Source organism: Streptacidiphilus sp. P02-A3a, assembly GCF_014084105.1.
Classification (GTDB): Bacteria; Actinomycetota; Actinomycetes; order Streptomycetales; family Streptomycetaceae; genus Streptacidiphilus.
Genome location: NZ_CP048289.1, coordinates 5,071,125 through 5,088,419 on the forward strand (window position 1 = coordinate 5,071,125; position 17,295 = coordinate 5,088,419).

General features: G+C 71.2%; 23 protein-coding genes. 10 read left to right on the forward strand and 13 right to left on the reverse strand.

Translation table 11 applies throughout. The features are described from left to right. Positions 1 to 31: 31 nt before the first annotated feature. The 6 genes from GXP74_RS22160 to GXP74_RS22185 form a co-directional block, all read right to left on the reverse strand. Complete coding sequence (locus GXP74_RS22160) at positions 32 to 403, reverse strand: YciI family protein (RefSeq protein WP_182452992.1); 372 nt, start codon at positions 401 to 403, stop codon at positions 32 to 34. 173 nt (positions 404 to 576) lie between these two features. Next, complete coding sequence (locus GXP74_RS22165) at positions 577 to 1,014, reverse strand: dihydrofolate reductase family protein (RefSeq protein WP_255528143.1); 438 nt, start codon at positions 1,012 to 1,014, stop codon at positions 577 to 579. Positions 1,015 to 1,055: 41 nt separating this feature from the next. Then, positions 1,056 to 1,550 carry an SRPBCC domain-containing protein gene (locus GXP74_RS22170; RefSeq protein WP_225448105.1) on the reverse strand — a complete coding sequence of 165 codons (495 nt, stop codon included), beginning with the start codon at positions 1,548 to 1,550 and terminating at the stop codon, positions 1,056 to 1,058. A gap of 3 nt (positions 1,551 to 1,553) precedes the next feature. Beyond that, positions 1,554 to 1,895 carry a helix-turn-helix transcriptional regulator gene (locus GXP74_RS22175; protein ID WP_182452993.1) on the reverse strand — a complete coding sequence of 114 codons (342 nt, stop codon included), beginning with the start codon at positions 1,893 to 1,895 and terminating at the stop codon, positions 1,554 to 1,556. A 58-nt stretch (positions 1,896 to 1,953) separates the two neighbouring features. Further along, positions 1,954 to 2,388, reverse strand: coding sequence for a DUF664 domain-containing protein (locus tag GXP74_RS22180; protein ID WP_182452994.1), 435 nt, complete (start codon positions 2,386 to 2,388; stop codon positions 1,954 to 1,956). Between the two features lie 87 nt (positions 2,389 to 2,475). After that, on the reverse strand, positions 2,476 to 3,282 hold the full coding sequence (locus tag GXP74_RS22185) for an SDR family NAD(P)-dependent oxidoreductase (protein WP_182452995.1): 807 nt from the start codon (positions 3,280 to 3,282) through the stop codon (positions 2,476 to 2,478). Between the two features lie 266 nt (positions 3,283 to 3,548). Here GXP74_RS22185 and GXP74_RS22190 point away from each other — a divergent pair, with 266 nt between their 5' ends. The 3 genes from GXP74_RS22190 to GXP74_RS22200 all read left to right on the forward strand — a co-directional run bounded on the left by GXP74_RS22190 (position 3,549) and on the right by GXP74_RS22200 (position 5,294). Next, on the forward strand, positions 3,549 to 4,250 hold the full coding sequence (locus GXP74_RS22190; RefSeq protein WP_182452996.1) for a Clp protease N-terminal domain-containing protein: 702 nt from the start codon (positions 3,549 to 3,551) through the stop codon (positions 4,248 to 4,250). A 139-nt stretch (positions 4,251 to 4,389) separates the two neighbouring features. Beyond that, the gene (locus GXP74_RS22195) at positions 4,390 to 4,722 is read left to right on the forward strand and encodes a hypothetical protein (RefSeq protein WP_182452997.1); all 333 of its coding nucleotides are present in this window, start codon (positions 4,390 to 4,392) and stop codon (positions 4,720 to 4,722) included. Positions 4,723 to 4,970: 248 nt separating this feature from the next. Next, positions 4,971 to 5,294, forward strand: a complete 324-nt coding sequence (locus tag GXP74_RS22200) for a plasmid stabilization protein (RefSeq protein ID WP_182452998.1) — start codon at positions 4,971 to 4,973, stop codon at positions 5,292 to 5,294. 118 nt (positions 5,295 to 5,412) lie between these two features. Here the strand turns inward: GXP74_RS22200 and GXP74_RS22205 are convergent, their stop codons facing one another. Further along, positions 5,413 to 6,870 carry a DUF2079 domain-containing protein gene (locus tag GXP74_RS22205; RefSeq protein ID WP_182452999.1) on the reverse strand — a complete coding sequence of 486 codons (1,458 nt, stop codon included), beginning with the start codon at positions 6,868 to 6,870 and terminating at the stop codon, positions 5,413 to 5,415. Positions 6,871 to 7,162: 292 nt separating this feature from the next. On the opposite strand from GXP74_RS22205, the gene GXP74_RS22210 reads away from it, so the two are divergent. The 3 genes from GXP74_RS22210 to GXP74_RS22220 all read left to right on the forward strand — a co-directional run bounded on the left by GXP74_RS22210 (position 7,163) and on the right by GXP74_RS22220 (position 9,444). After that, positions 7,163 to 8,161 (forward strand): YihY/virulence factor BrkB family protein, encoded by a 999-nt coding sequence (locus GXP74_RS22210; RefSeq protein ID WP_182453000.1) that lies wholly within the window; start codon positions 7,163 to 7,165, stop codon positions 8,159 to 8,161. 117 nt (positions 8,162 to 8,278) lie between these two features. Then, the gene (locus GXP74_RS22215) at positions 8,279 to 9,190 is read left to right on the forward strand and encodes an RNA polymerase sigma factor SigF (RefSeq protein ID WP_182453001.1); all 912 of its coding nucleotides are present in this window, start codon (positions 8,279 to 8,281) and stop codon (positions 9,188 to 9,190) included. 5 nt (positions 9,191 to 9,195) lie between these two features. Further along, on the forward strand, positions 9,196 to 9,444 hold the full coding sequence (locus tag GXP74_RS22220) for a hypothetical protein (protein WP_182453002.1): 249 nt from the start codon (positions 9,196 to 9,198) through the stop codon (positions 9,442 to 9,444). 68 nt (positions 9,445 to 9,512) lie between these two features. Here GXP74_RS22220 and GXP74_RS22225 read toward each other — a convergent pair whose 3' ends face one another. Beyond that, complete coding sequence (locus tag GXP74_RS22225; protein WP_182453003.1) at positions 9,513 to 9,686, reverse strand: CsbD family protein; 174 nt, start codon at positions 9,684 to 9,686, stop codon at positions 9,513 to 9,515. Positions 9,687 to 9,928: 242 nt separating this feature from the next. Between GXP74_RS22225 and GXP74_RS22230 the strand changes: the two genes are divergently transcribed. After that, the gene (locus tag GXP74_RS22230) at positions 9,929 to 11,275 is read left to right on the forward strand and encodes a PP2C family protein-serine/threonine phosphatase (RefSeq protein WP_225448106.1); all 1,347 of its coding nucleotides are present in this window, start codon (positions 9,929 to 9,931) and stop codon (positions 11,273 to 11,275) included. Between the two features lie 15 nt (positions 11,276 to 11,290). Here the strand turns inward: GXP74_RS22230 and GXP74_RS22235 are convergent, their stop codons facing one another. After that, entirely contained in the window at positions 11,291 to 11,452 is a 162-nt protein-coding gene (locus tag GXP74_RS22235) for a YqaE/Pmp3 family membrane protein (RefSeq protein WP_225448107.1), read from the reverse strand. 236 nt (positions 11,453 to 11,688) lie between these two features. On the opposite strand from GXP74_RS22235, the gene GXP74_RS22240 reads away from it, so the two are divergent. Next, entirely contained in the window at positions 11,689 to 12,081 is a 393-nt protein-coding gene (locus tag GXP74_RS22240) for a hypothetical protein (RefSeq protein WP_182453004.1), read from the forward strand. A 38-nt stretch (positions 12,082 to 12,119) separates the two neighbouring features. Here GXP74_RS22240 and GXP74_RS22245 read toward each other — a convergent pair whose 3' ends face one another. From GXP74_RS22245 to GXP74_RS22255, 3 genes are all read right to left on the reverse strand, one after another. Continuing rightward, a complete protein-coding gene (locus GXP74_RS22245; RefSeq protein WP_225448108.1) occupies positions 12,120 to 12,383 on the reverse strand; it encodes a DUF6296 family protein in 264 nt (87 codons plus the stop codon). A gap of 508 nt (positions 12,384 to 12,891) precedes the next feature. After that, positions 12,892 to 14,094, reverse strand: coding sequence for a PP2C family protein-serine/threonine phosphatase (locus GXP74_RS22250; RefSeq protein WP_225448109.1), 1,203 nt, complete (start codon positions 14,092 to 14,094; stop codon positions 12,892 to 12,894). Then, positions 14,091 to 15,692 (reverse strand): sensor histidine kinase, encoded by a 1,602-nt coding sequence (locus GXP74_RS22255; protein WP_225448110.1) that lies wholly within the window; start codon positions 15,690 to 15,692, stop codon positions 14,091 to 14,093. Before GXP74_RS22255 ends, GXP74_RS22250 begins: the two co-directional genes overlap by 4 nt. A gap of 250 nt (positions 15,693 to 15,942) precedes the next feature. Here GXP74_RS22255 and GXP74_RS22260 point away from each other — a divergent pair, with 250 nt between their 5' ends. After that, positions 15,943 to 16,374 carry a response regulator gene (locus tag GXP74_RS22260; RefSeq protein WP_182453006.1) on the forward strand — a complete coding sequence of 144 codons (432 nt, stop codon included), beginning with the start codon at positions 15,943 to 15,945 and terminating at the stop codon, positions 16,372 to 16,374. Positions 16,375 to 16,383: 9 nt separating this feature from the next. Here the strand turns inward: GXP74_RS22260 and GXP74_RS22265 are convergent, their stop codons facing one another. Beyond that, complete coding sequence (locus GXP74_RS22265; protein WP_182453007.1) at positions 16,384 to 16,842, reverse strand: SRPBCC family protein; 459 nt, start codon at positions 16,840 to 16,842, stop codon at positions 16,384 to 16,386. 158 nt (positions 16,843 to 17,000) lie between these two features. Here GXP74_RS22265 and GXP74_RS22270 point away from each other — a divergent pair, with 158 nt between their 5' ends. Further along, positions 17,001 to 17,294 (forward strand): hypothetical protein, encoded by a 294-nt coding sequence (locus tag GXP74_RS22270; RefSeq protein WP_182453008.1) that lies wholly within the window; start codon positions 17,001 to 17,003, stop codon positions 17,292 to 17,294. Position 17,295: the final 1 nt, after the last annotated feature.

Below are 17,295 nucleotides of genomic sequence, written 5' to 3' on the forward strand. Positions count from 1 at the left end.
AGCACCGGGGCGGCGGGTTGGCGGCGAAGGCTCAGCTGGCGCCCGGCGCCTCCGCGATCTCCCGGACCTCGGAGGTGACGCTCAGGTGCGCCGGGTGGATCCGCAGGAAGCGCTTGGTCCATTCGAGCGCCTCGGCCATGTCCTTGGCCTGGAGGATGGCGTAGCCGCCGACGACCTCCTTGGTCTCGGTGAAGGGGCCGTCGGTGACGCTCAGCTGCCCGCCGGACCAGGTGACCCGGGTGCCCTGGGCGGTGGGCGCGAGTCCGGCTGTGTCCAGCATGACCCCGGCCTTGGTGATCTCCTCCAGCAGCGCGCCCATCCGCTGCTGGAAATCGGGGGTGAAGTCCTCCGGCCTGGGGGTGTGCTGCTCGTCGATGCGGATCATGGAGAGGTAGCGCGGCATGGTGACTCCTCGGTCAGCGGGCGGGGGCGTTCCCCGCCACTCGCCCCTATGTCGATCGGGAGACCGCCGGATCGACACCTCCCCGGGAAATTCTTCGAGGCCGTCCCGCTGCCCGCCACCGCGGACCGGTGTCGTCGGCGGTGGCGGGCAGGGGAGCGCCGCGGCCCGGACGGTTACCGCGCCCGGACCGCGTAGGTCAGGTGGGTCACCCGCCGCGTCGGTTCCGCGCGGACCGGCTCCAGGGCCACCCGGCTCGCGTCCACGCACTCGAACAGGCGGACTCCGGAGCCGAAGAGCACGGGTGCGAGCGCGATCGAGAACTCGTCGACCAGGCCGGCGTTCACGTACTCCAGGATCGTCGCTCCGCCGCCCGTGATCCGGACGTCCCGGTCACCGGCGGCCTCGCGGGCCCGGTCGAGCGCGGGTTCGATGCCGTCGTTGACGAAGTGGAAGGTGGTCCCGCCCGGGCGCTCCCAGGGGTCGCGCCTCTCGTGCGTCACGACGAAGACCGGCGTGTGGAACGGCGACTCCTCCGGCCACGCCCGCTCGCCGAGGTCGAACATGCGCTTGCCCATCACGCCCGCACCGGTGCGCTCGAAGGTCTCCCGCACGATGTCGTTGTCGCGCCCCTGCTCGCCGCCCGTGCCGAGCCTCAGGTTCTCGCGGAAGAACCGAGCCTCAGGTTCTCGCGGAAGAACCGCTGCGGGAATATCCACCGCTGCAGTTCCGTCCACTGCGCCGTCCAGCGCTGGACATCGATCTCGGTGACGTACGCGGCAAGGTTGCCCAGGGTCTGCCGGCCGCCCTCGACCGCGTGGTACTTCTCGACCGCCTCCTGGCGCAGCTCCTTGGTGGGGAACACGGTGCGCATCTCGATCCGGGTCGCCGCGCCGTCCGGCGCGAACGTGAGGACCGACTCGAAGGCGTTCGGGTCGCCGCTGGACTCGCCGTGCAGCAGCGCGATCCGCTCCGGCGGGACGATCTCGGTCCAGGAGATCCACTCCTGGTAGTCCGTCCCGTCCGGTCCGTGCAGCACGAAGTCCCACTCACCGCCGACGCGGAACTCGAACGCCCGCGTGGTGGTGGTCACGATCTCGCGGTCGGCCGTCGCGGACTGCGCCGGCGCGCCTCGTCCCGTCGCGCTCATCGGCTATTCCTCCTGCCTTGCCTGCTTGAGCTCCTGTACGTACTCGTCCAGCCGGTCGAAGCTCTCGTTCCAGAACCGCTCGAACCCGCCGGCCCACTCGTGCACCGGTCTCAGCCCGCGCGCGTCAAGGGCGTACAGGCGCTGCTTGCCCACCTTGCGGTCCCGCACCAGGCCGACCTCCCGCAGCACCCGCAGGTGCTTGGACGCCCCCGGCTGGGTCATCCCCAGCTCCTCGGCCAGCTCGGTCACCGGCCGCTCCCCCGCCCGCAGCAGTGCCAGGATCTCCCGGCGCCGCGGCTCGGCGATCGCGTTGAAGACGTCCGACGTCGTCGCTGCTCGTGCCATGGCACCATCATATGCCGATATCGGCATGTGTCAAACGGTGCGGTGACCCGCCCGCGGGTCAGTCGCCGGTGGTCCCGTCGGTGCGCTCGCGCAGGAGGTCGGCGTGGCCGTTGTGGCGGGCGTACTCCTGGATCATCAGCACATGGACCCAGCGCAGGCTCAGCACCGTCCCGCGTGCACTGGTGAGCGTCTCGTCCAGGCTGTGCCCGGCCACCGCCGCGTCGCGGGCCGCGGTCTCGGCCCGGTAGCGGGCGAAGTCCCGCCGGAACCACCAGCGCTCCACCTCCGCCATGTGCCGTACCAGGCCGAGCAGGCTCAGGTTCGACGGCTCCACCGCCGCCCGCGCCAGCCGCTCCGCGCCGAGTCCGGCGCACTCGCGCAGCAGCGTCTCGCGGTGCCACCGCAGCCAGCCCTCCAGCATCCCCCGCTCCCCGGCGGTCGCCAGATCCGCCAGGCCCACACCGCGCACCACGTCCGGCGCCCGCCACTCCATCCCCTGCCCCCTGGCCCCGCGTGGGGCCCTGCCTGTCGGGCCCGCGCCCGAACAGCGCACCCCGGGAAACCCAAACAGCGCGGGGCGTCAGTGGGCGGTCCAGCCGCCGTCGACAGGGAGGACGGCACCGGTGAGGTAGGAGGCGGCGGGGCCGGCCAGCAGGAGGGCGGCGGGGACGAGTTCGGCGGGATCGGCCCAGCGGTGCAGCGGGACCTGGTGGTCCAGGAACGCGCGTACCTGCGGGTCGTCGTCGACGCCCTCGTTCAGCGGGGTGCGGAACGGGCCCGGGGCCAGCGCGTTGACGCACACGCCGGTCCCGGCGAGTTCCACGGCCAGGCTGCGGGTGAGTTGCACGACCGCGCCCTTGCTGGCCGCGTAGGCGGCCCGGCCGGCCGCGCCGACCAGGCCGAGGGCGCTGGCCAGGGTGACGATGCGGCCGTATCCGGCGGCGCGCATCACCGGCACGGCGGCCTGACAGGCCAGGAACGTGCCGACGACGTTGACGTCCAGGCAGTGCCGCAGCGCGGCGGCGTCCAGGGCCGCGAGTTCGCCCCGGGCCTGGACTCCGGCGCTGGTCACCAGCACGTCCAGGCGGCCGTGTTCGGCGGCCAGGGCGGCGACCAGGGCGTGCACGGCGTCCGAGTCGGTGACGTCGCAGGCCCAGCCGGTGGCGGTTCGGCCGGTACGGGCGGTGATCTCGGCGGCGGTCCGGTGGGCGGCCTGCTCGCGGCGTCCGGCCACCGCGACGGTGGCACCGGCGGACGCCAGGCCCAGCGCGATGGCCCGGCCGAGGCCGTCCGAGCCGCCGGTGACGAGTGCCACCTGCCCGGTCAGGTCCAGCGCGGTACGCGCGGCGACGACAGGATCGGTGGCGGGGCCGGTAGCGGTGGACATGGAGGTCAACCTACCGCTTGCGAACGGGACTTGCCGCCGTGGGGGCAGCCGGGTACCTGGCGTCGTCGCAGCTTGCACACGTCACGCCCAGGGGGACGCCCAGGCCAACGTGCGGGTGCGCCGGGCGGCAGACTGAAAGGCCATCAGTCAGGAGCGGCAGATACCGACCGCCGCACCGGACCGCTCTCACCGCGCTACGCGAGCACACCCGAAACAAGCGTCAATGAGAGGTTGACGATCGGCGATCGTCAACTTACGGTTGACGCATGAGCCCACTCGACATCAGCCTCGCCGACCTGATCGCCCGCCTCGACGAGGAACTCCCCGACGCCAACGACCTGACCTGCATCACCGAGGCCCGACTGCGCGCCCAGACCCTGTCCGACCTCGGCGACCAGCTCGTCGACCACTACGTCAGCAAGGCCAGGCAGGAGGGTGCCTCCTGGAGCGAGATCGGCGACGCCATCGGCGTTTCCAAGCAAGCCGCCCAGCAGCGCCACTCCCCCGCCGCCTTCGAGCGGTTCACCGACCTGAACCGGCACAGCATCGTGCTGGCGCAGGAGGCCGCCCGTACCCACAGGCACGACTTCATCGGCACCGAACACCTCCTCCTCGGCCTGCTCGGCGAACCCCGGGGCCTCGCCTACGAGGTACTGGTGGCGAAGACCGCCTCCGAGCAACTCATCCGGGAGGCGATCGAGGCGGCGATGCCACCAGCCGGTGAGAAGTCGCTGCGCGGCCACATCGCTTTCCGACCGGAGAGCAAGCAGGCCCTCGAACAGGCGCGCCGCGCGTCGATCGACCTCGGTCACGACTGGGTCGGCACCGAGCACACACTGCTGGCCCTGATCCGCACCGAGGAGAGCCCCGCCGCGCAGATCCTGCGCGACCTGGGATTCACCTCGGACGGGCTGCACGAGACGGTCAGCACCGAGATCGCCAAACGGCTGACCACGCGCGACAAGTAGCACCAGGAGCGGTCCGGCGGCCCTCGGAGGCCCGCTCTCGACGGGCAAGGTCCACTAGGCTGCGACGGGTGGCCGCCATGACCCCACTCGGCCCGGTGACCCGCGACCTGCTTGCGACGTATCCACTCAGGGGGACGGGATGAAGTTGAGCGAGTTGTTCTTCCGCGCGCGGGCCTGCGAAGACGTGCCCGGCGGGCCTCGCCTGGTCGAACAGTGGTTGCAAGCGGTCTCGGCAACCCGCGAACCGGGCGCCGACGAGGCTGCCGCGCGTTGGCGCGGCAGTGGCAGGCTCAGCGGTGACGAGGTCGCGCGCTACGCCCTGTGGCATCGGCTGCGGCTGACGGCCACGTATCAGGCGGCACGGGAGGACGCGTCGCCTTCCGACCTGGACCGCGTCCGAGCCGAGGCGGCGGAGCGCGCCGCAGAGTTCGAGACGCATCTCCGGTGGATGCGGCAGCGGGGAACCGAGTAGACCACGGCGCGTCGGGACCTGTTGCGGATGTCGATCGGGTGACTTGTTCCGACTGGGCAACGAGCGCTGACTCCACCGGAGTTGCCGGTGCTCGCCGAGGTGGCGACGCCCGTGGCCGGTGCCCCGGCGCAGGCACCACGATCGACGTCCGCGAGCCGTCCGAACGGGCGGCAGACCGCATAACCGGTCGCACTGCCGGGTACACGAAAGGCGTGATCGGGGGACCCGAACGAGAGCAGGTGACTCCCATGCCCGCAGGTTCCAGTCCCAAGCGTGAACGGCAGTACGAGCACATCAAGGACAGTGTCAAGGAGCGCGGCGCGAGCGACAAGCGCGCCGAGGAGATCGCCGCGCGTACGGTCAACAAGGAGCGCGCCCGCGCCGGTGAGTCGAAGACGGCCAGCCGCAGCTCGACCCACGACATCTCCGCCTCCCGGCGCGGTGGTCTGCGCTCCCATCGGGGCTCGGGCGGTCCGACCTACGAGCAGCTCTACAACCAGGCCAGGCAGCGCAACGTCAAAGGTCGCTCCGGCATGAACAAGGAGCAGCTCAAGGAAGCCCTCGGCGCCTGAGCCGACAGCCGCTGTGCGGGACGCCGTCACCTCCGGGCGGCATCGGACATGAGGGCGTCCCCGCCAACGCCGAGAACCCGGCCCCGGCCCAGACCGTCCGCACCGCCGTGGAACCGGTTCAGACGCGGTGCAGGAGCAGGTAGCCGCCGGTGTCGGCGGCGGTCCGGTAGCCGTGGTCGCGGGCCTGGGCGAGTTCGTCGGCCTGCTGGCCGCCGCTGATGGGCCACCCCGGGACGAAAGCCGTGTCGACCATGATCCACTGCGGATCGGGGCTGCCGGTCACTCCGAACTCGGTGACGGTGCACCGGTCGGTCAGCTGCGGGACGATCTGGTTGGAGGCGGCGACGGTGGCGCCGTCGGGTATCAGCCGCATGATCGCCCGGGCCGTGGCGATCCGCTCCGGAGTGTGCCAGGTGCGCGGCTGGACCAGTTGGAACAGCGGGAACTGCGGCAGCAGCAGCAAGGTCACCGTGGCCGACACGGTCAGCAGGTGCCGCAGCATCCGCCGGTCGACCGGCTGCCGGACCAGGCTGTCCACGAACGCGGCGAACACGACCGGTACCAGGACCGCGCTGTACTGGTAGCCGGTGCCCCAGTACATCGGATTGTCCGAGGCGAACCGCCACAGCAGGGTGGGTACGGCCGCCCAGGCCAGTGGTGAGCGCAGGGCGAGGAAGGCGGTGGGGGCGAAGAGCAGGACCAGGGTGACGGCCTTGGGCTCGGGGGCGGCGACCAGGCCGACCGTCGCGCGGTAGAGCGACTGCGGCAGGCCGCCGGACGTCCCGCCCATACTCCGCCAGTAGCTGTAGTGGCCGAAGGGGTTGAAAGCGGGGATGACGACCAGTGTCTCCACGAGCGTTCCGGCAACGCCCGCGCAGGCGGTGGCCAGCCCCCACCGGCGTCGGCCGCGGTAGGCGATCAGCAGCCCGATGGTCGCGACGGTCAGCCCGAGGTCCTCCTTGACCAGCAGCAGCGGCAGCGCCCACAGGGCGGCGGCGCGCAACCCGCGCTGCCCCAGCGCGCACAGCGAGAACGAGACGAGCGGCACGGCGAAGGCGTACTCGTGGAAGTCGAACCCGACCGCTGAGGCAACGCCCCAGGAGAACCCGTAGCTGAGACCCACCGTCCACGCGGCCGCCGGCCCCAGCGCCCGCAGCGCCCAGCGCGCCAGTGGGACCGCCGCCACCGCCAGCAGCGCGGCCTGGGCCACCAGCAGCACGTAGGGCGACGGCCATATTCGGTAGAACGGAGCCAACGTCGCCAGGATCGGGGAGAAGTGATCGCCGAGCTCCGGAAAGCCGGGCCCCTTCAGATCGACCACCGGCAGGTGTCCGTGGGCCCAGGAGCGCACGGTCTGCTCGAAGATCCCCAGGTCGAACCCCGAGGTCAGCATCCGCTGGTGCAGACGCACCGACACCCCGGCACAGACCGCGAACACGATCCCCGCCACAACCCAGGGCAACGGCACCCGGCCGGCCGCCGCGCCGTTCGCGATGGCGGTCGGCGGACGAGCGGCGGTGGAGATCCGCGCCGGGAGGGACCGCGTGCCCCGCGAAGGCTTCGACAGCGGAATCATGCACTCCCCTGGACTCGGACTCGGGCAGGAACGCGGGCGGCAACGCGGACGGCAACGCGGGCGTGATCACGGTAGGTATCCGGACGGTCGCCTCAAGCCATCCGACCACGTCACCGCTCCGCCCGCACCACAGAGCCGCCGGGCGGAGCAGATCGCCGGGGCGCCGATGCGGGGCGCATTTCGGGGTAGACGACCGCGTGACGACAGAGGCGCGGAGGTGGGCAGTGGCCAGCTCTCGGACGAAGGTGCGGGTAGAAGCGGTGGGCGCGTGGCTTCAAGGGCGGCTGGACCGGTGAACGGGGCAGAGCGGGCGCTGCGGGGCGTCGACCGCTGGCAGCAGCGGCACGCCCCGGCGGCCTTCACCTTCGGCGTGGTCAAGAAGTACGGCGACGACCGGGGCGGCCACCTCGCCGCGCTGATCACCTACTACGGCTTCGCGGCCCTGTTCCCGCTGCTGCTGCTGTTGACCACCGCTCTGGGCTTCGCGCTGCGCGGCAACCCCCAGCTACAGCACGACGTGCTGAACTCGGCCCTGGCGGACTTCCCCATCATCGGCGACCAGCTGCGCGGGAACGTGCACTCGCTGCAGGGCAACGCGCTGGCGGTCACCGCGGGCTGCCTCGGCCTGCTCTACGGCTCCCTGGGCATCGCCCAGACCCTGCAGTTCGCCATGGCGCAGGTCTGGAACATCCCGGGCACCCGACGCCCCGGCTACCTGCCGCGCCTGGCCCGCTCGCTGCTGCTGATCACGACGCTGGGCCTGGGCCTGCTGCTCACCTCCACCGCCACCGGCCTCCTCGCCACGACCGGCCGCGGCCCGGTCACCACCGTCCTGGGACTGCTGGCCTCCGCGGTCCTCAACAGCGGCCTGTACCTGATCTGCTTCCGCATCCTCACCCCGTCGCAGGTCCACTGGCGCCGTCTGCTGCCCGGGTCGCTGATCGCCGGCCCCGCCTGGACCCTCCTGCAGGCCTGCGGGGGCGTGCTGATCGCCCACGAGCTGCGCCACTCCACCCAGGTCTACGGCCTGTTCGCGACCGTCCTCGGACTGCTGTGGTGGATCTACCTCGGGGCCCAGCTCACGGTCTACGCATCGGAGTTCAATGTCGTGCGGGCCCGGCGCCTGTGGCCCAGGACCGTCATGCAGCCGCCGCTCACGGAGGCGGACAAGGAGGTCCTGGACGCGGTCGCCGAGCAGGAGCGCCGCCGCCCGGAACAGTCGGTCCACAGTCACTTCCACACCCCACCGTCCGACCCGCGGGAGCAGCCGCAGCAGGACCCGGGCAGGTAGCGTCCCCGCATGCCCCCGGTACGGGCGCGCTTGGGAGTGGAATGACGGGGTAGAGGGCCTACGTGTGCTCTACACCTTCATGGGCTCCCTCATGTCGATCCCAACCGAAGGAATCCGATGCAGCCGACTACTCAGCTCCTCAGCCGGCCGGTGGGGACAGCGCTGCACAGTCCCGTCCCGGACACCTCAGTCGGTGCCGTTCCGGCGGCGAAGGCCGACCTGTTTCCCGGGCTGGATCTGTCCGCCCCGGGTGAGGTGGGTCCCACCGACGCGCGGGCGATCTCGAAGGTGCTGTTCGCCCGACTGGCGGTGCTGGAGGAGGGGACGCACGAGTACCAGTACGTGCGGAACACCCTGATCGAGCTCAACCTGGCCCTGGTGCGGTTCGCCGCCGGGCGCTTCCGGACCCGCAGTGAGCCGATGGAGGACATCGTCCAGGTGGGCACGATCGGCCTGATCAAGGCCATCGACCGGTTCGACCCGGATCGGGACATCGAGTTCCCCACCTTCGCGTTGCCCACCATCACCGGAGAGATCAAGCGCTTCTTCCGCGACACCAGCTGGGCCGTGCACGTGCCGCGCCGACTGCAGGAGCTGCGGCTGCACCTGGCCAAGGCGACCGACGAACTCGCGCAGAGCCTCGACCGCGCCCCCACGACCGCGGAGCTCGCCGCGCACCTGCGACTGGACGAGGCCGAGATCCGCGAGGGCCTGGTCGCCGCCAACGGCTACACCGTGGGCACCATCGACGCCGGAACAGGCACCGAGGACAGCAGCGAGGGCTCGGCGATCGTCGAGCGGCTGGGTTCGCTGGATCCGGGCCTGGAGGACGTGGTCAACCTGGAGTCGCTCAAGCCGCTGATGGACGGCTTGGACGACCGGGAGCGCCGGATCATCTCGTTGCGGTTCGGCGCCGAGTTGACCCAGGCCCAGATCGGCGCGGAACTCGGCATCTCCCAGATGCACGTCTCCCGGTTGCTGTCCCGTGCCCTGGGCCGCCTGCGCGCCCAGCTCCTGGTCGAGGACTGAACCCGATGGCAGACCACGAGCCCGACAGCGGCGACATCACGGTCGGCGAACTCGTCGCCCGCATCCACCGAGCCCGGGACTGGGCGCGGCTGGAGGCACAGAAGGACTACGCCCTGGTGGCGGAGCACATCGACGAGGGCGGAATGGTCCAGGCCCTGGCCCAGCAGTCCCGCGCCGCCGCCTTCGAGGCCGTGCGCGTGGTCCTCGACGAGATCCTGAGCCCGGGCACCCACCTGGCAGTGGTGACCGAATAGCACAGGACGGCGGGGCTCCCTGATTCCCAGGGGAGCCCCGCCGTCCTGTGCCGCTGTGGCCCAGTGGCTCAGTGCTTGAAGATGTCCTTGATCTTCTCACCGGCCTGCTTGGCGTCGCCCTTGACCTGGTCGCCCTTGCCTTCGGCCTCAAGGCGCTCATTGCCGACCGCCTTGCCCGTGGCCTCCTTGACCTTGCCCTTGGCCTTCTCGCCGATGTTGGCGGCCTTGTCGTCGGTGCTCATAGTGTGGTCTCCTCACGTTCTCTGGACGATGATCGCCCTGCACAGCCCCTACCCCGTTCCGGGCCGGCTATCGGCTTTCGCCCCACTGCTTTCACTCCACCGCGTGTCCCGCGGCGGGCGATCGGGCGTATTCCCGGGCGCGGGTGCCAGACTGGGAGTCCGACGCCACCCTTGTCCGATGCCACCGGGCTGGTGCCCGTTCCGGACCGGCACACCGGCCCCGGGTGGAAGGAGGTGGCGAGGTGGGAACCGAGTCGTACGGTGTCGGTCCGCGGTCCTTGGACGCGGACCGGGCCATGCGGGACGCCCTCGACTGGCTGACCCTGGTGGCCGACGCCTCCGAGGTGCTGGCCAGCACCCTGGAGGTCGAGCCGGGACTGCGCAGGCTGTGCCGGGTACTGGTCCCCGGCCTGGCGGACTGGTGCGCGATCGACCTGGTCGACGACTCGGGACGGCTGCGCCGGGTGGCGCTGGAGCACCGGGACTCGCGGGTGGCCACCGCCGCGCTGTCCGGCATGCCGCTGCCCGAGGCGAACAGCGCCTCGGCCGCTCCGCTGGCGCGGACGCTGCGCGGCACGGAGCCGTTGCGGCTGTCCGGATTCCCCTCGCCCGAGCAGGCCACGGATCCGCTGCACCGGTTCGAACTGGAGGCGTTCGCCCTGCTCGGAGCGGATCGGGCGGTCATGGTTCCGTTGCGGGCCCGGCACCGTGTGCTGGGCGCGCTCACCCTGGTGCGCACCGGCCCGGAGGGGCCGGAGGAGCCGACCCGGCTGCCGTTGATCGCCGATCTCGCCCACCGCATCGCCCTCGCCGTGGACAACGCGCGGCTGTACGCCCTGGTTTCCCGCACCTCCGAACACCTGCAACGCTCCCTGCTGCCCGCGCTGCCGAAGAGCGAACCACTGGAGCTGGCCGCGCGCTACGCCCCGGCCAGGGCCGGTGCCGAGGTCGGGGGCGACTGGTACGACGCCTTCCTCCTGCCCGACGGGGCCCTCGCCCTGATCATCGGGGACGTCACCGGGCACGACCTGAAGGCCGCGGTCGTCATGAGCCAGATGCGCAACATGCTGCGCGGCATCGCGGCCGACCGGAAGGAGCCGCCCGGCAAGATCCTGGCACGGCTGGACGCCGCCAACGCGATCCTGTCTCCCGGGCAGATCCTGACCTGCGCCTACGCCCTGCTCACCAAGCCCGACCCGGATGACGGCTGGAAACTGCACTACGCGTCCGCCGGCCATCCGGCTCCACTGGTGGTCACCCGCCTGGGCGAGGCGTGGTTCCTGGAGGAGGGGCGCAGCCTGCTGCTCGGGGTGCGACCCGACGCCGTCCGAGCCGACGCGGTGGCGGATCTGCCGCCGAACTGCACCGTGCTCCTGTACACCGACGGACTCATCGAGCGCCGCACCGAGTCCCTGGACCAGGGCATGACCCGGTTGCGCCGGACCGCCTCGGGCCTGGCGAACGCTCCGCTGGAGACGTTCTGCGACCGGCTCATGGACGAGCTGGGCGACAGCAGCACGGACGACATCGCCATGATCGCGGTACGCGTCCCCGAGACCGACGACCGGCTGACCAGGACCGCCGAGTAGCGCCGAGTAGCAGGGTCAGTCCTTGACGACCTGGTAGATGCCGTAGATGACGCCGGGCACATGACCGCAGAGTTGCAGCAGGAAGGCCCAGAGCACCTTCAGGCAGGGCCCCTCCTTGATCAGTACCGCCAGGAACGGCAGGACCAGGCAGAGCAGCACGAGCAGGACTTTGATCATGGTCTTCCCTTCGGGGTGCGATCCGCTCGTGGCGGCGGCGGGGAAGCCGGGCGGGACAGGACCCGCGGCAGGCGCCTCGGCGGTCGCACCGGACGCCTACCCGTCCCCCGTGGACGAAACCTGTCCGTGCCCTGCCCGTGCCCTGTCCGTGCCCTGCCCGTGCGAGGTGGGGGCCGTTTGCGCCAGGCGGCTACGGGCACGCGCTCGGCGGAACCCCTTCAATCACGAGAAGGTCGATGATCATGATTTTCCTCGGACTGCTGCTGTTAGCCGCCACCGCGGCATTCACCGGGCTGGCCGTCGCCGACAACATCTCCGGCGGCCCGCACGACAACATCACCATCCTCGGCCACCAGATCGCCAACATGAGCAGTCTGGACGTCTTCCTGTCGGGAATCGCCCTGGCGTTGGTCTTCTGCCTCGGTCTGGCCCTGGCGACCGGCGGCGGGGCCCGGATGCACCGCCGCGCGGCGGCCCTGGGCGCGGCCCGGGCCGAGGCCCGGCGCGCGATCGCGGACCGCGACGCGCTCCAGGAGCGTCTGAACGACAGCCCGGGGACCGGCTCCGAGAGCACCGACCCGGCTCCGGTCCGACGCTCGCACCGCAGGCGGCAGCTGTTCGGCCACTGAACGTCCGGCCACCGAACAGCGGTGAGCCGGAGGTGGGGCTACGCGGCGGGCGCCGACGGGAGGCGGCGGCAGGCCACCGGACGCCGTAGGTCCTGGTGGACGCTGCTGACCAGCATCCGCACCTCGTCGGCGTCGCTGATCTCCGCGCGTACGATTCCGGTCTCGTCGCAGTACACCGGGTAGCCACCGGGACCGACCGCCTGGGTGCGGCGCACCAGCACCGAGTCCTCATGGCTGCGCGGGTCACCGGGGACCGAAGGGGCGAACACCAGCTCCCGTGCGTCCGCGTCGTAGGGCGACATGGCAGTCCTCTCGGTTCGTCGTCCCGCCCCGCGAAGCGGTGCCGGCTGTCCCGCGGGACAGTCCCCCGGCGTCACCTCGCCGAACAGGCCGCTGCCTCTCACTGAATCTACCCACATAGCAGCATATGCGCCTGCTTCGACGCGACCGAGCCCGGGGCCGGAATCAGGCCCGGGGACGGGACCGAAGCAGGGCGTTCGAATCCGAAAAAACGGGCATACGTAGCCTATGTCCCCTTCTGATGACAAAGACAAGGCAACCCACGCGTCCGGCTCCCAGCCGAGCACGCACCCCGGCTCCGGTGTACCGCAGACGATCACGGCGCCGACGCCGCCCGTCGCGCAGACCACCGGCCCTGCGAAGGAAGGCGACCTGGCGGACGAACCGGATTCGGAACAGGACGAGCAACAGGACGGATGAGCCGGACGGACGAGCCGGTACGCGCACGCCGAGGGGCCGCCCGATCGGGCGGCCCCTCGGCGTGCGACCGGGGCTGCCCCCGGAGGTCGTTCAGTCCCGGTCCCAGGAGAGGTGCAGGATCGCCAGGTCGTCACTGTGGCGTCCGGCGTTGAGGGTCCGGGCGGCGCCGATCAGGTGGTCCAGCAGTCCGTTGACGGCGGAGGCCGGTGCGGTGGAGATCAGGTCGATCAGGCCGGCCGCGCCGAGCCGTTCGCTGCCGGGACCGCTGCGTCCCTCGATCAGGCCGTCGGTGTACAGCATCAACGCACCGGACGCCGGGAGCGGCAGCGTCGTGGGCCGCCAGGCGCGCCGTCCCGGCGTGATCCCCAGTGCCGGGCCGAACGCCGCGCTCACCTCACTGGCGACACTGCCCGCGCAGAGCAGCGGTTCGTGGTGCCCGGCCAGCAGCAGGGTCGCCGACCGGGTGTCCGCGGCCATGGTGACCGTGGTGCAGGTGGCGAACATCTCAGCGCGCGGACGTTCGGCGACCAGCACCTGCTCCAGCAGGTCCAGCAGCTCGGTGCCCAGGTGTCCGGCCAGGACCAGGGCGCGCCAGGTGATCCGCAGGCAGACGCCGAGGGCCGCCTCGTCCGGGCCGTGACCGCTGACGTCGCCGATGACCGCGTGGATCCTGCCGTCGGCTGTCTGCACGGCGTCGAGGAAGTCGCCGCCCAGCAGCGCCTGCTCCCGTCCCGGCAGGTACCGGCTGTTGACGGTGACGCTGGCCGAGTGCACCAGCGGCGTGGGCAGCAGGCCGCGTTCCAGGCGGGCGTTCTCACGCGCGCGGATCTGGTTCTCCCGCAGCTCCGCCGCCGCCCGCTCGGCCTGTTTCCGGTAGACCGCGTAGCGCAGCGCGCGGCCCAGCAGCTCGGGGGTGACCTGGCCCTTGACCAGGTAGTCCTGGGCCCCGCTGGCGACGGCCGCACTGGCCGAGCGGGCCTCGTCCAGGCCGGTGAGCACGATGACGGCGGCATGCGGGCAGGCCGTCTGGATCGCGCCCACCGCCGCGACCCCGACGATGTCGGGCAGTCCGAGGTCAAGCAGCACGCAGTCCGGCGGGTTCTCGGCGATGTCGGCGAGCGCGCTCGCCAGGTCGCGCTTCCAGCGCAGTTCGTGCGGCAGGCGGGCGTCCGCCAGGGACTCCTCGACCAGCAGGGCGTCACCGGCGTCGTCCTCGACCAGCAGGACCCGGTAGTGCTCGGATCCGCCCGGGCCGTGCTGCGGGGCGGTGGCCGAGGTGACGTCCGGGATCACGGCTGCTCCCCGGTATCGGTGTCGGTGTCGGCCTCGGCGGTCGTGGCGCTGCCGCGCGGGAGGGTGAAGGCGATGCGGGTGCCCTCGGTGTACTCGGAGTCGATGGCGATGGTGCCGCCGTGGAACTCGACGATCTTCTTGCACATGGCGAGGCCTATGCCGTTGCCGGGGTAGGCGTCCCGGGGGTGGAGCCGCTGGAAGATCACGAACACCCGTTCCGCGTACTCGGGATCGATGCCGATCCCGTTGTCGGTGAAGGCGAAACGCCAGAGGTCCTCGTTCGCGTCGGGTTCGCAGGCCAGTGATATTCGCGGGGGCTGCTCCGGGGCGTGGAACTTGATCGCGTTGGTGACCAGGTTCTGCAGCAGCATGCCCAGTTGGGTGGCGTCGCCGTCCACGGTCGGCAGCGGATCGTGGACCAGTACGGCGCCGGACTCGGCGATGCCGACGCTGAGCGAGTCCTCGGTCGAGGCCCAGACCTGGTCCAGGTCGACCGGGGCGTAGCCGTCGTGGACGCGTCCCACCCGCGAGAACACCAGCAGGTCGTTGATCAGCGTCTGCATCCGGTTGGCGCCGTCCACCGCGAAGCCGATGTACTGGTTCGCCTTCTCGTCCAACTGTGCGGCGTAACGCCGTTGCAGCAGCTGGCAGAAGCTGGCGACCTTCCGCAACGGCTCCTGCAGGTCGTGCGAGGCCACGTAGGCGAACTGCTCCAGTTCGGCGTTGGACCGGACGAGTTCGGCGGCGTGGGCGTCCACCGCCGCCTGCGCGGCCCGGCTGTTGGCGAGTTCCTGGACCAGGTAGTGGCGCATCGCCTCGGCGTCGCGCGCCAGTTGCCGCAGGTCGGTCGGGCCGTTGCTGACGATGGGGTGATCGAAGTCACCGTCGGCGACCACCCGCAGCTGCGTCGAGAGGTGCTCCAGCGGTGCGTTCACGCCTCGGCGCAGTCCGGTGAACACGAGCACGGTGAGGGCCAGGACGACCAGCGCGATGGCGGTGAACAGCCAGTCCCGCAACGCCCAGGAGTGTTTCAGGTCGGCGATCGCGACCGTTCGGCGGCCCTGCAGCTGCTGCTGCTCAGCGGTCAGTGCCGACCGGAGCGCGTCGAACTCGGTCTTGCCCTTGTCGACCTGCGCCACGGCGGCCGGCACCGGGTGTCCCGGGGGCGACGCGACGATGCCCCTGGCGATGTCGTGCTTCCAGGTACCGGCCCGCGCCAGCACCAGGTCGAGATCGGCGGCGGCGGCGCCGTCTCCCGCGGTCAGCTGCCGCAGCTGGGCGACCTCGACGGTCTCCTCGGCCAGGCCCTCGGTGTACGGCTGGAGGAAGTCGGTCTGCCCGGAGATGGCGTAGCCCCGGGTCCCGGTCTCCTCGTTGACCAGGGCCGCCTGCAACTGCACGGCGGCGACCAGGGCCGGGCTGCTGCGCTCGACCAGCTGGTTCGTGACCGAGGTCGAATAGGAGAAGTACCAGGTCACCAACGCGCCGAGGACGACGAGTACCGCCAGCGCCGCCGCGGTGCCGGTGACCAGCCACCGCCGGGTGCTCCACAGCAGCGTGCCCCGTCCGGGCGGGTCCGCGGGGGTGCTGCTCCCCACGCCTGCGTCCAGGACTGCCTGTTGCGGTTGAGCCGACACTGCTGGTCTCCACTCTGACACAGACAGCACCCAGGTCGGGGCTGTGCCTGGCACGTCCGCGCGGTAGCCGCGGAACGGCGAAAGCCTACCGTCACGGCGACAACTCGCGTTGTCGCGGGTGCCAACTCTGCGTAGGGTGGCAGTATGACGGAGCGCACTCCGTCACCGCCCGGCCTCCGTCGAGCCCCACTCATGTGAAAGAAGCCCTCAGATGGCCGCTGCTGCTCCGCCCCGCCCGTACACCGTGCTGCTGGTCGAGGACGACGACGCCGATGCCATGCTCGTCGAGGAGGCCCTGCTGGACCGCGGTATGGCCCGGAGCGTCCAGCGCGCGGTGGACGGCGTCGCCGCGCTCGGTTACCTCCGGGACGCCGGGAACCCACGCCCCGACCTGATCGTTCTCGACCTCAACATGCCCCGGATGAACGGCCGCGAGCTGCTCTCGGTCCTGAAGAAGGACCAGACCCTGGTCAGCGTGCCGGTGGTGGTGCTGACCACCTCGGCCGCGCCCGACGACGTCACCGGCGCGTACCAGGAGCACGCCAACGCCTACGTCACCAAGCCGGTGAACCTGGACGACTTCGTCCAGGCCGTCCAGAGCATCGACACGTTCTTCCTGGACACCGTCACCAAGCCCTCCTGAGGGCCGGGCTCACGCCCGGCGGGTGGCCGGGTCCCGGTCCGGACGCTGCTGCTGGTAGTGGTCCTCGGCGAACCGCTTGAACTCGCGCAGATCCAGTTGGACCCGGTGCGAGACGAAGCCGAGCCGGTCGCCGAGGATGTCCAGCAGGCCGTGCGGGTCCAGGTCCAGCTGGAGCATCACCTTGGCGTGTTGGTCGGTGACGCGGTGGAAGGTGACCACGCCCGCCTGGCGGGTGCCGCCCACCGACTCCCAGGCGATCCGCTCCTCCGGGATGTGCTCGGTGATCCGCGCGTCGAACTCCCGGTGGACGCCGTCCACGTTGGTGACCCAGTGGGTCAGGTCGTAGCCGATCCGGTCGATCCGTTCGACCCCGCCCATGAACCTCGGGAACTCCGTGAACCGGGTCCACAGGTCGTAGACGACACCCAGGGGCGCGTCGACCCCGATCGATTCCTCAATCTGCGACACAGCGCTCTCCTCGCTCCGCGTACTGCTCCTACTGAGGGCGCCTGCCCAGCGAGTCCGGCTTTGAACGGCCCGGGAGCCGCCACCGGGGCCCGCCGGTCGTTGAAACCCGGTTTCCGGGGAAGGGATCCGGTTGAACACAGGAAGGGGACGTGGACGCCATGATCCGAGCGACAGGTGGGGAAGCCCCGCCGCAGGAGACGGTCCGACCTGGATCCGACCCGCTGGAGACCGCTGAAACCGACCGCCGGTCCGACCCGGACGACCACCTGCGCCACATCGTCTGCATGACCTGCTATCCGGAGTTCGAGGGCACCCAGGAGGCCCCCCGGGACGCCGTCTGCGTCTGCGGCAAGCGGATACGCAAGGGCGACCGGCGCAACCGGGCCGGCAGGGCGCACTGCATCCTCTGCGACGAGCTCTGGGCGCACCACAACGCCACCGCTCACCCCTAGC

Bases quoted from the DNA above. Each gene is read 5' to 3' on its own strand.
- GXP74_RS22160 (WP_182452992.1), bottom strand. From the start codon at position 403: ATGCCGCGCTACCTCTCCATGATCCGCATCGACGAGCAGCACACCCCC.
- GXP74_RS22170 (WP_225448105.1), bottom strand. From the start codon at position 1,550: ATGAGCGCGACGGGACGAGGCGCGCCGGCGCAGTCCGCGACGGCCGAC.
- GXP74_RS22175 (WP_182452993.1), bottom strand. From the start codon at position 1,895: ATGGCACGAGCAGCGACGACGTCGGACGTCTTCAACGCGATCGCCGAG.
- GXP74_RS22180 (WP_182452994.1), bottom strand. From the start codon at position 2,388: ATGGAGTGGCGGGCGCCGGACGTGGTGCGCGGTGTGGGCCTGGCGGAT.
- GXP74_RS22185 (WP_182452995.1), bottom strand. From the start codon at position 3,282: ATGTCCACCGCTACCGGCCCCGCCACCGATCCTGTCGTCGCCGCGCGT.
- GXP74_RS22190 (WP_182452996.1), top strand. From the start codon at position 3,549: ATGAGCCCACTCGACATCAGCCTCGCCGACCTGATCGCCCGCCTCGAC.
- GXP74_RS22195 (WP_182452997.1), top strand. From the start codon at position 4,390: ATGAAGTTGAGCGAGTTGTTCTTCCGCGCGCGGGCCTGCGAAGACGTG.
- GXP74_RS22200 (WP_182452998.1), top strand. From the start codon at position 4,971: ATGCCCGCAGGTTCCAGTCCCAAGCGTGAACGGCAGTACGAGCACATC.
- GXP74_RS22205 (WP_182452999.1), bottom strand. From the start codon at position 6,870: ATGATTCCGCTGTCGAAGCCTTCGCGGGGCACGCGGTCCCTCCCGGCG.
- GXP74_RS22215 (WP_182453001.1), top strand. From the start codon at position 8,279: ATGCAGCCGACTACTCAGCTCCTCAGCCGGCCGGTGGGGACAGCGCTG.
- GXP74_RS22220 (WP_182453002.1), top strand. From the start codon at position 9,196: ATGGCAGACCACGAGCCCGACAGCGGCGACATCACGGTCGGCGAACTC.
- GXP74_RS22225 (WP_182453003.1), bottom strand. From the start codon at position 9,686: ATGAGCACCGACGACAAGGCCGCCAACATCGGCGAGAAGGCCAAGGGC.
- GXP74_RS22235 (WP_225448107.1), bottom strand. From the start codon at position 11,452: ATGATCAAAGTCCTGCTCGTGCTGCTCTGCCTGGTCCTGCCGTTCCTG.
- GXP74_RS22240 (WP_182453004.1), top strand. From the start codon at position 11,689: ATGATCATGATTTTCCTCGGACTGCTGCTGTTAGCCGCCACCGCGGCA.
- GXP74_RS22245 (WP_225448108.1), bottom strand. From the start codon at position 12,383: ATGTCGCCCTACGACGCGGACGCACGGGAGCTGGTGTTCGCCCCTTCG.
- GXP74_RS22260 (WP_182453006.1), top strand. From the start codon at position 15,943: ATGGCCGCTGCTGCTCCGCCCCGCCCGTACACCGTGCTGCTGGTCGAG.
- GXP74_RS22270 (WP_182453008.1), top strand. From the start codon at position 17,001: ATGATCCGAGCGACAGGTGGGGAAGCCCCGCCGCAGGAGACGGTCCGA.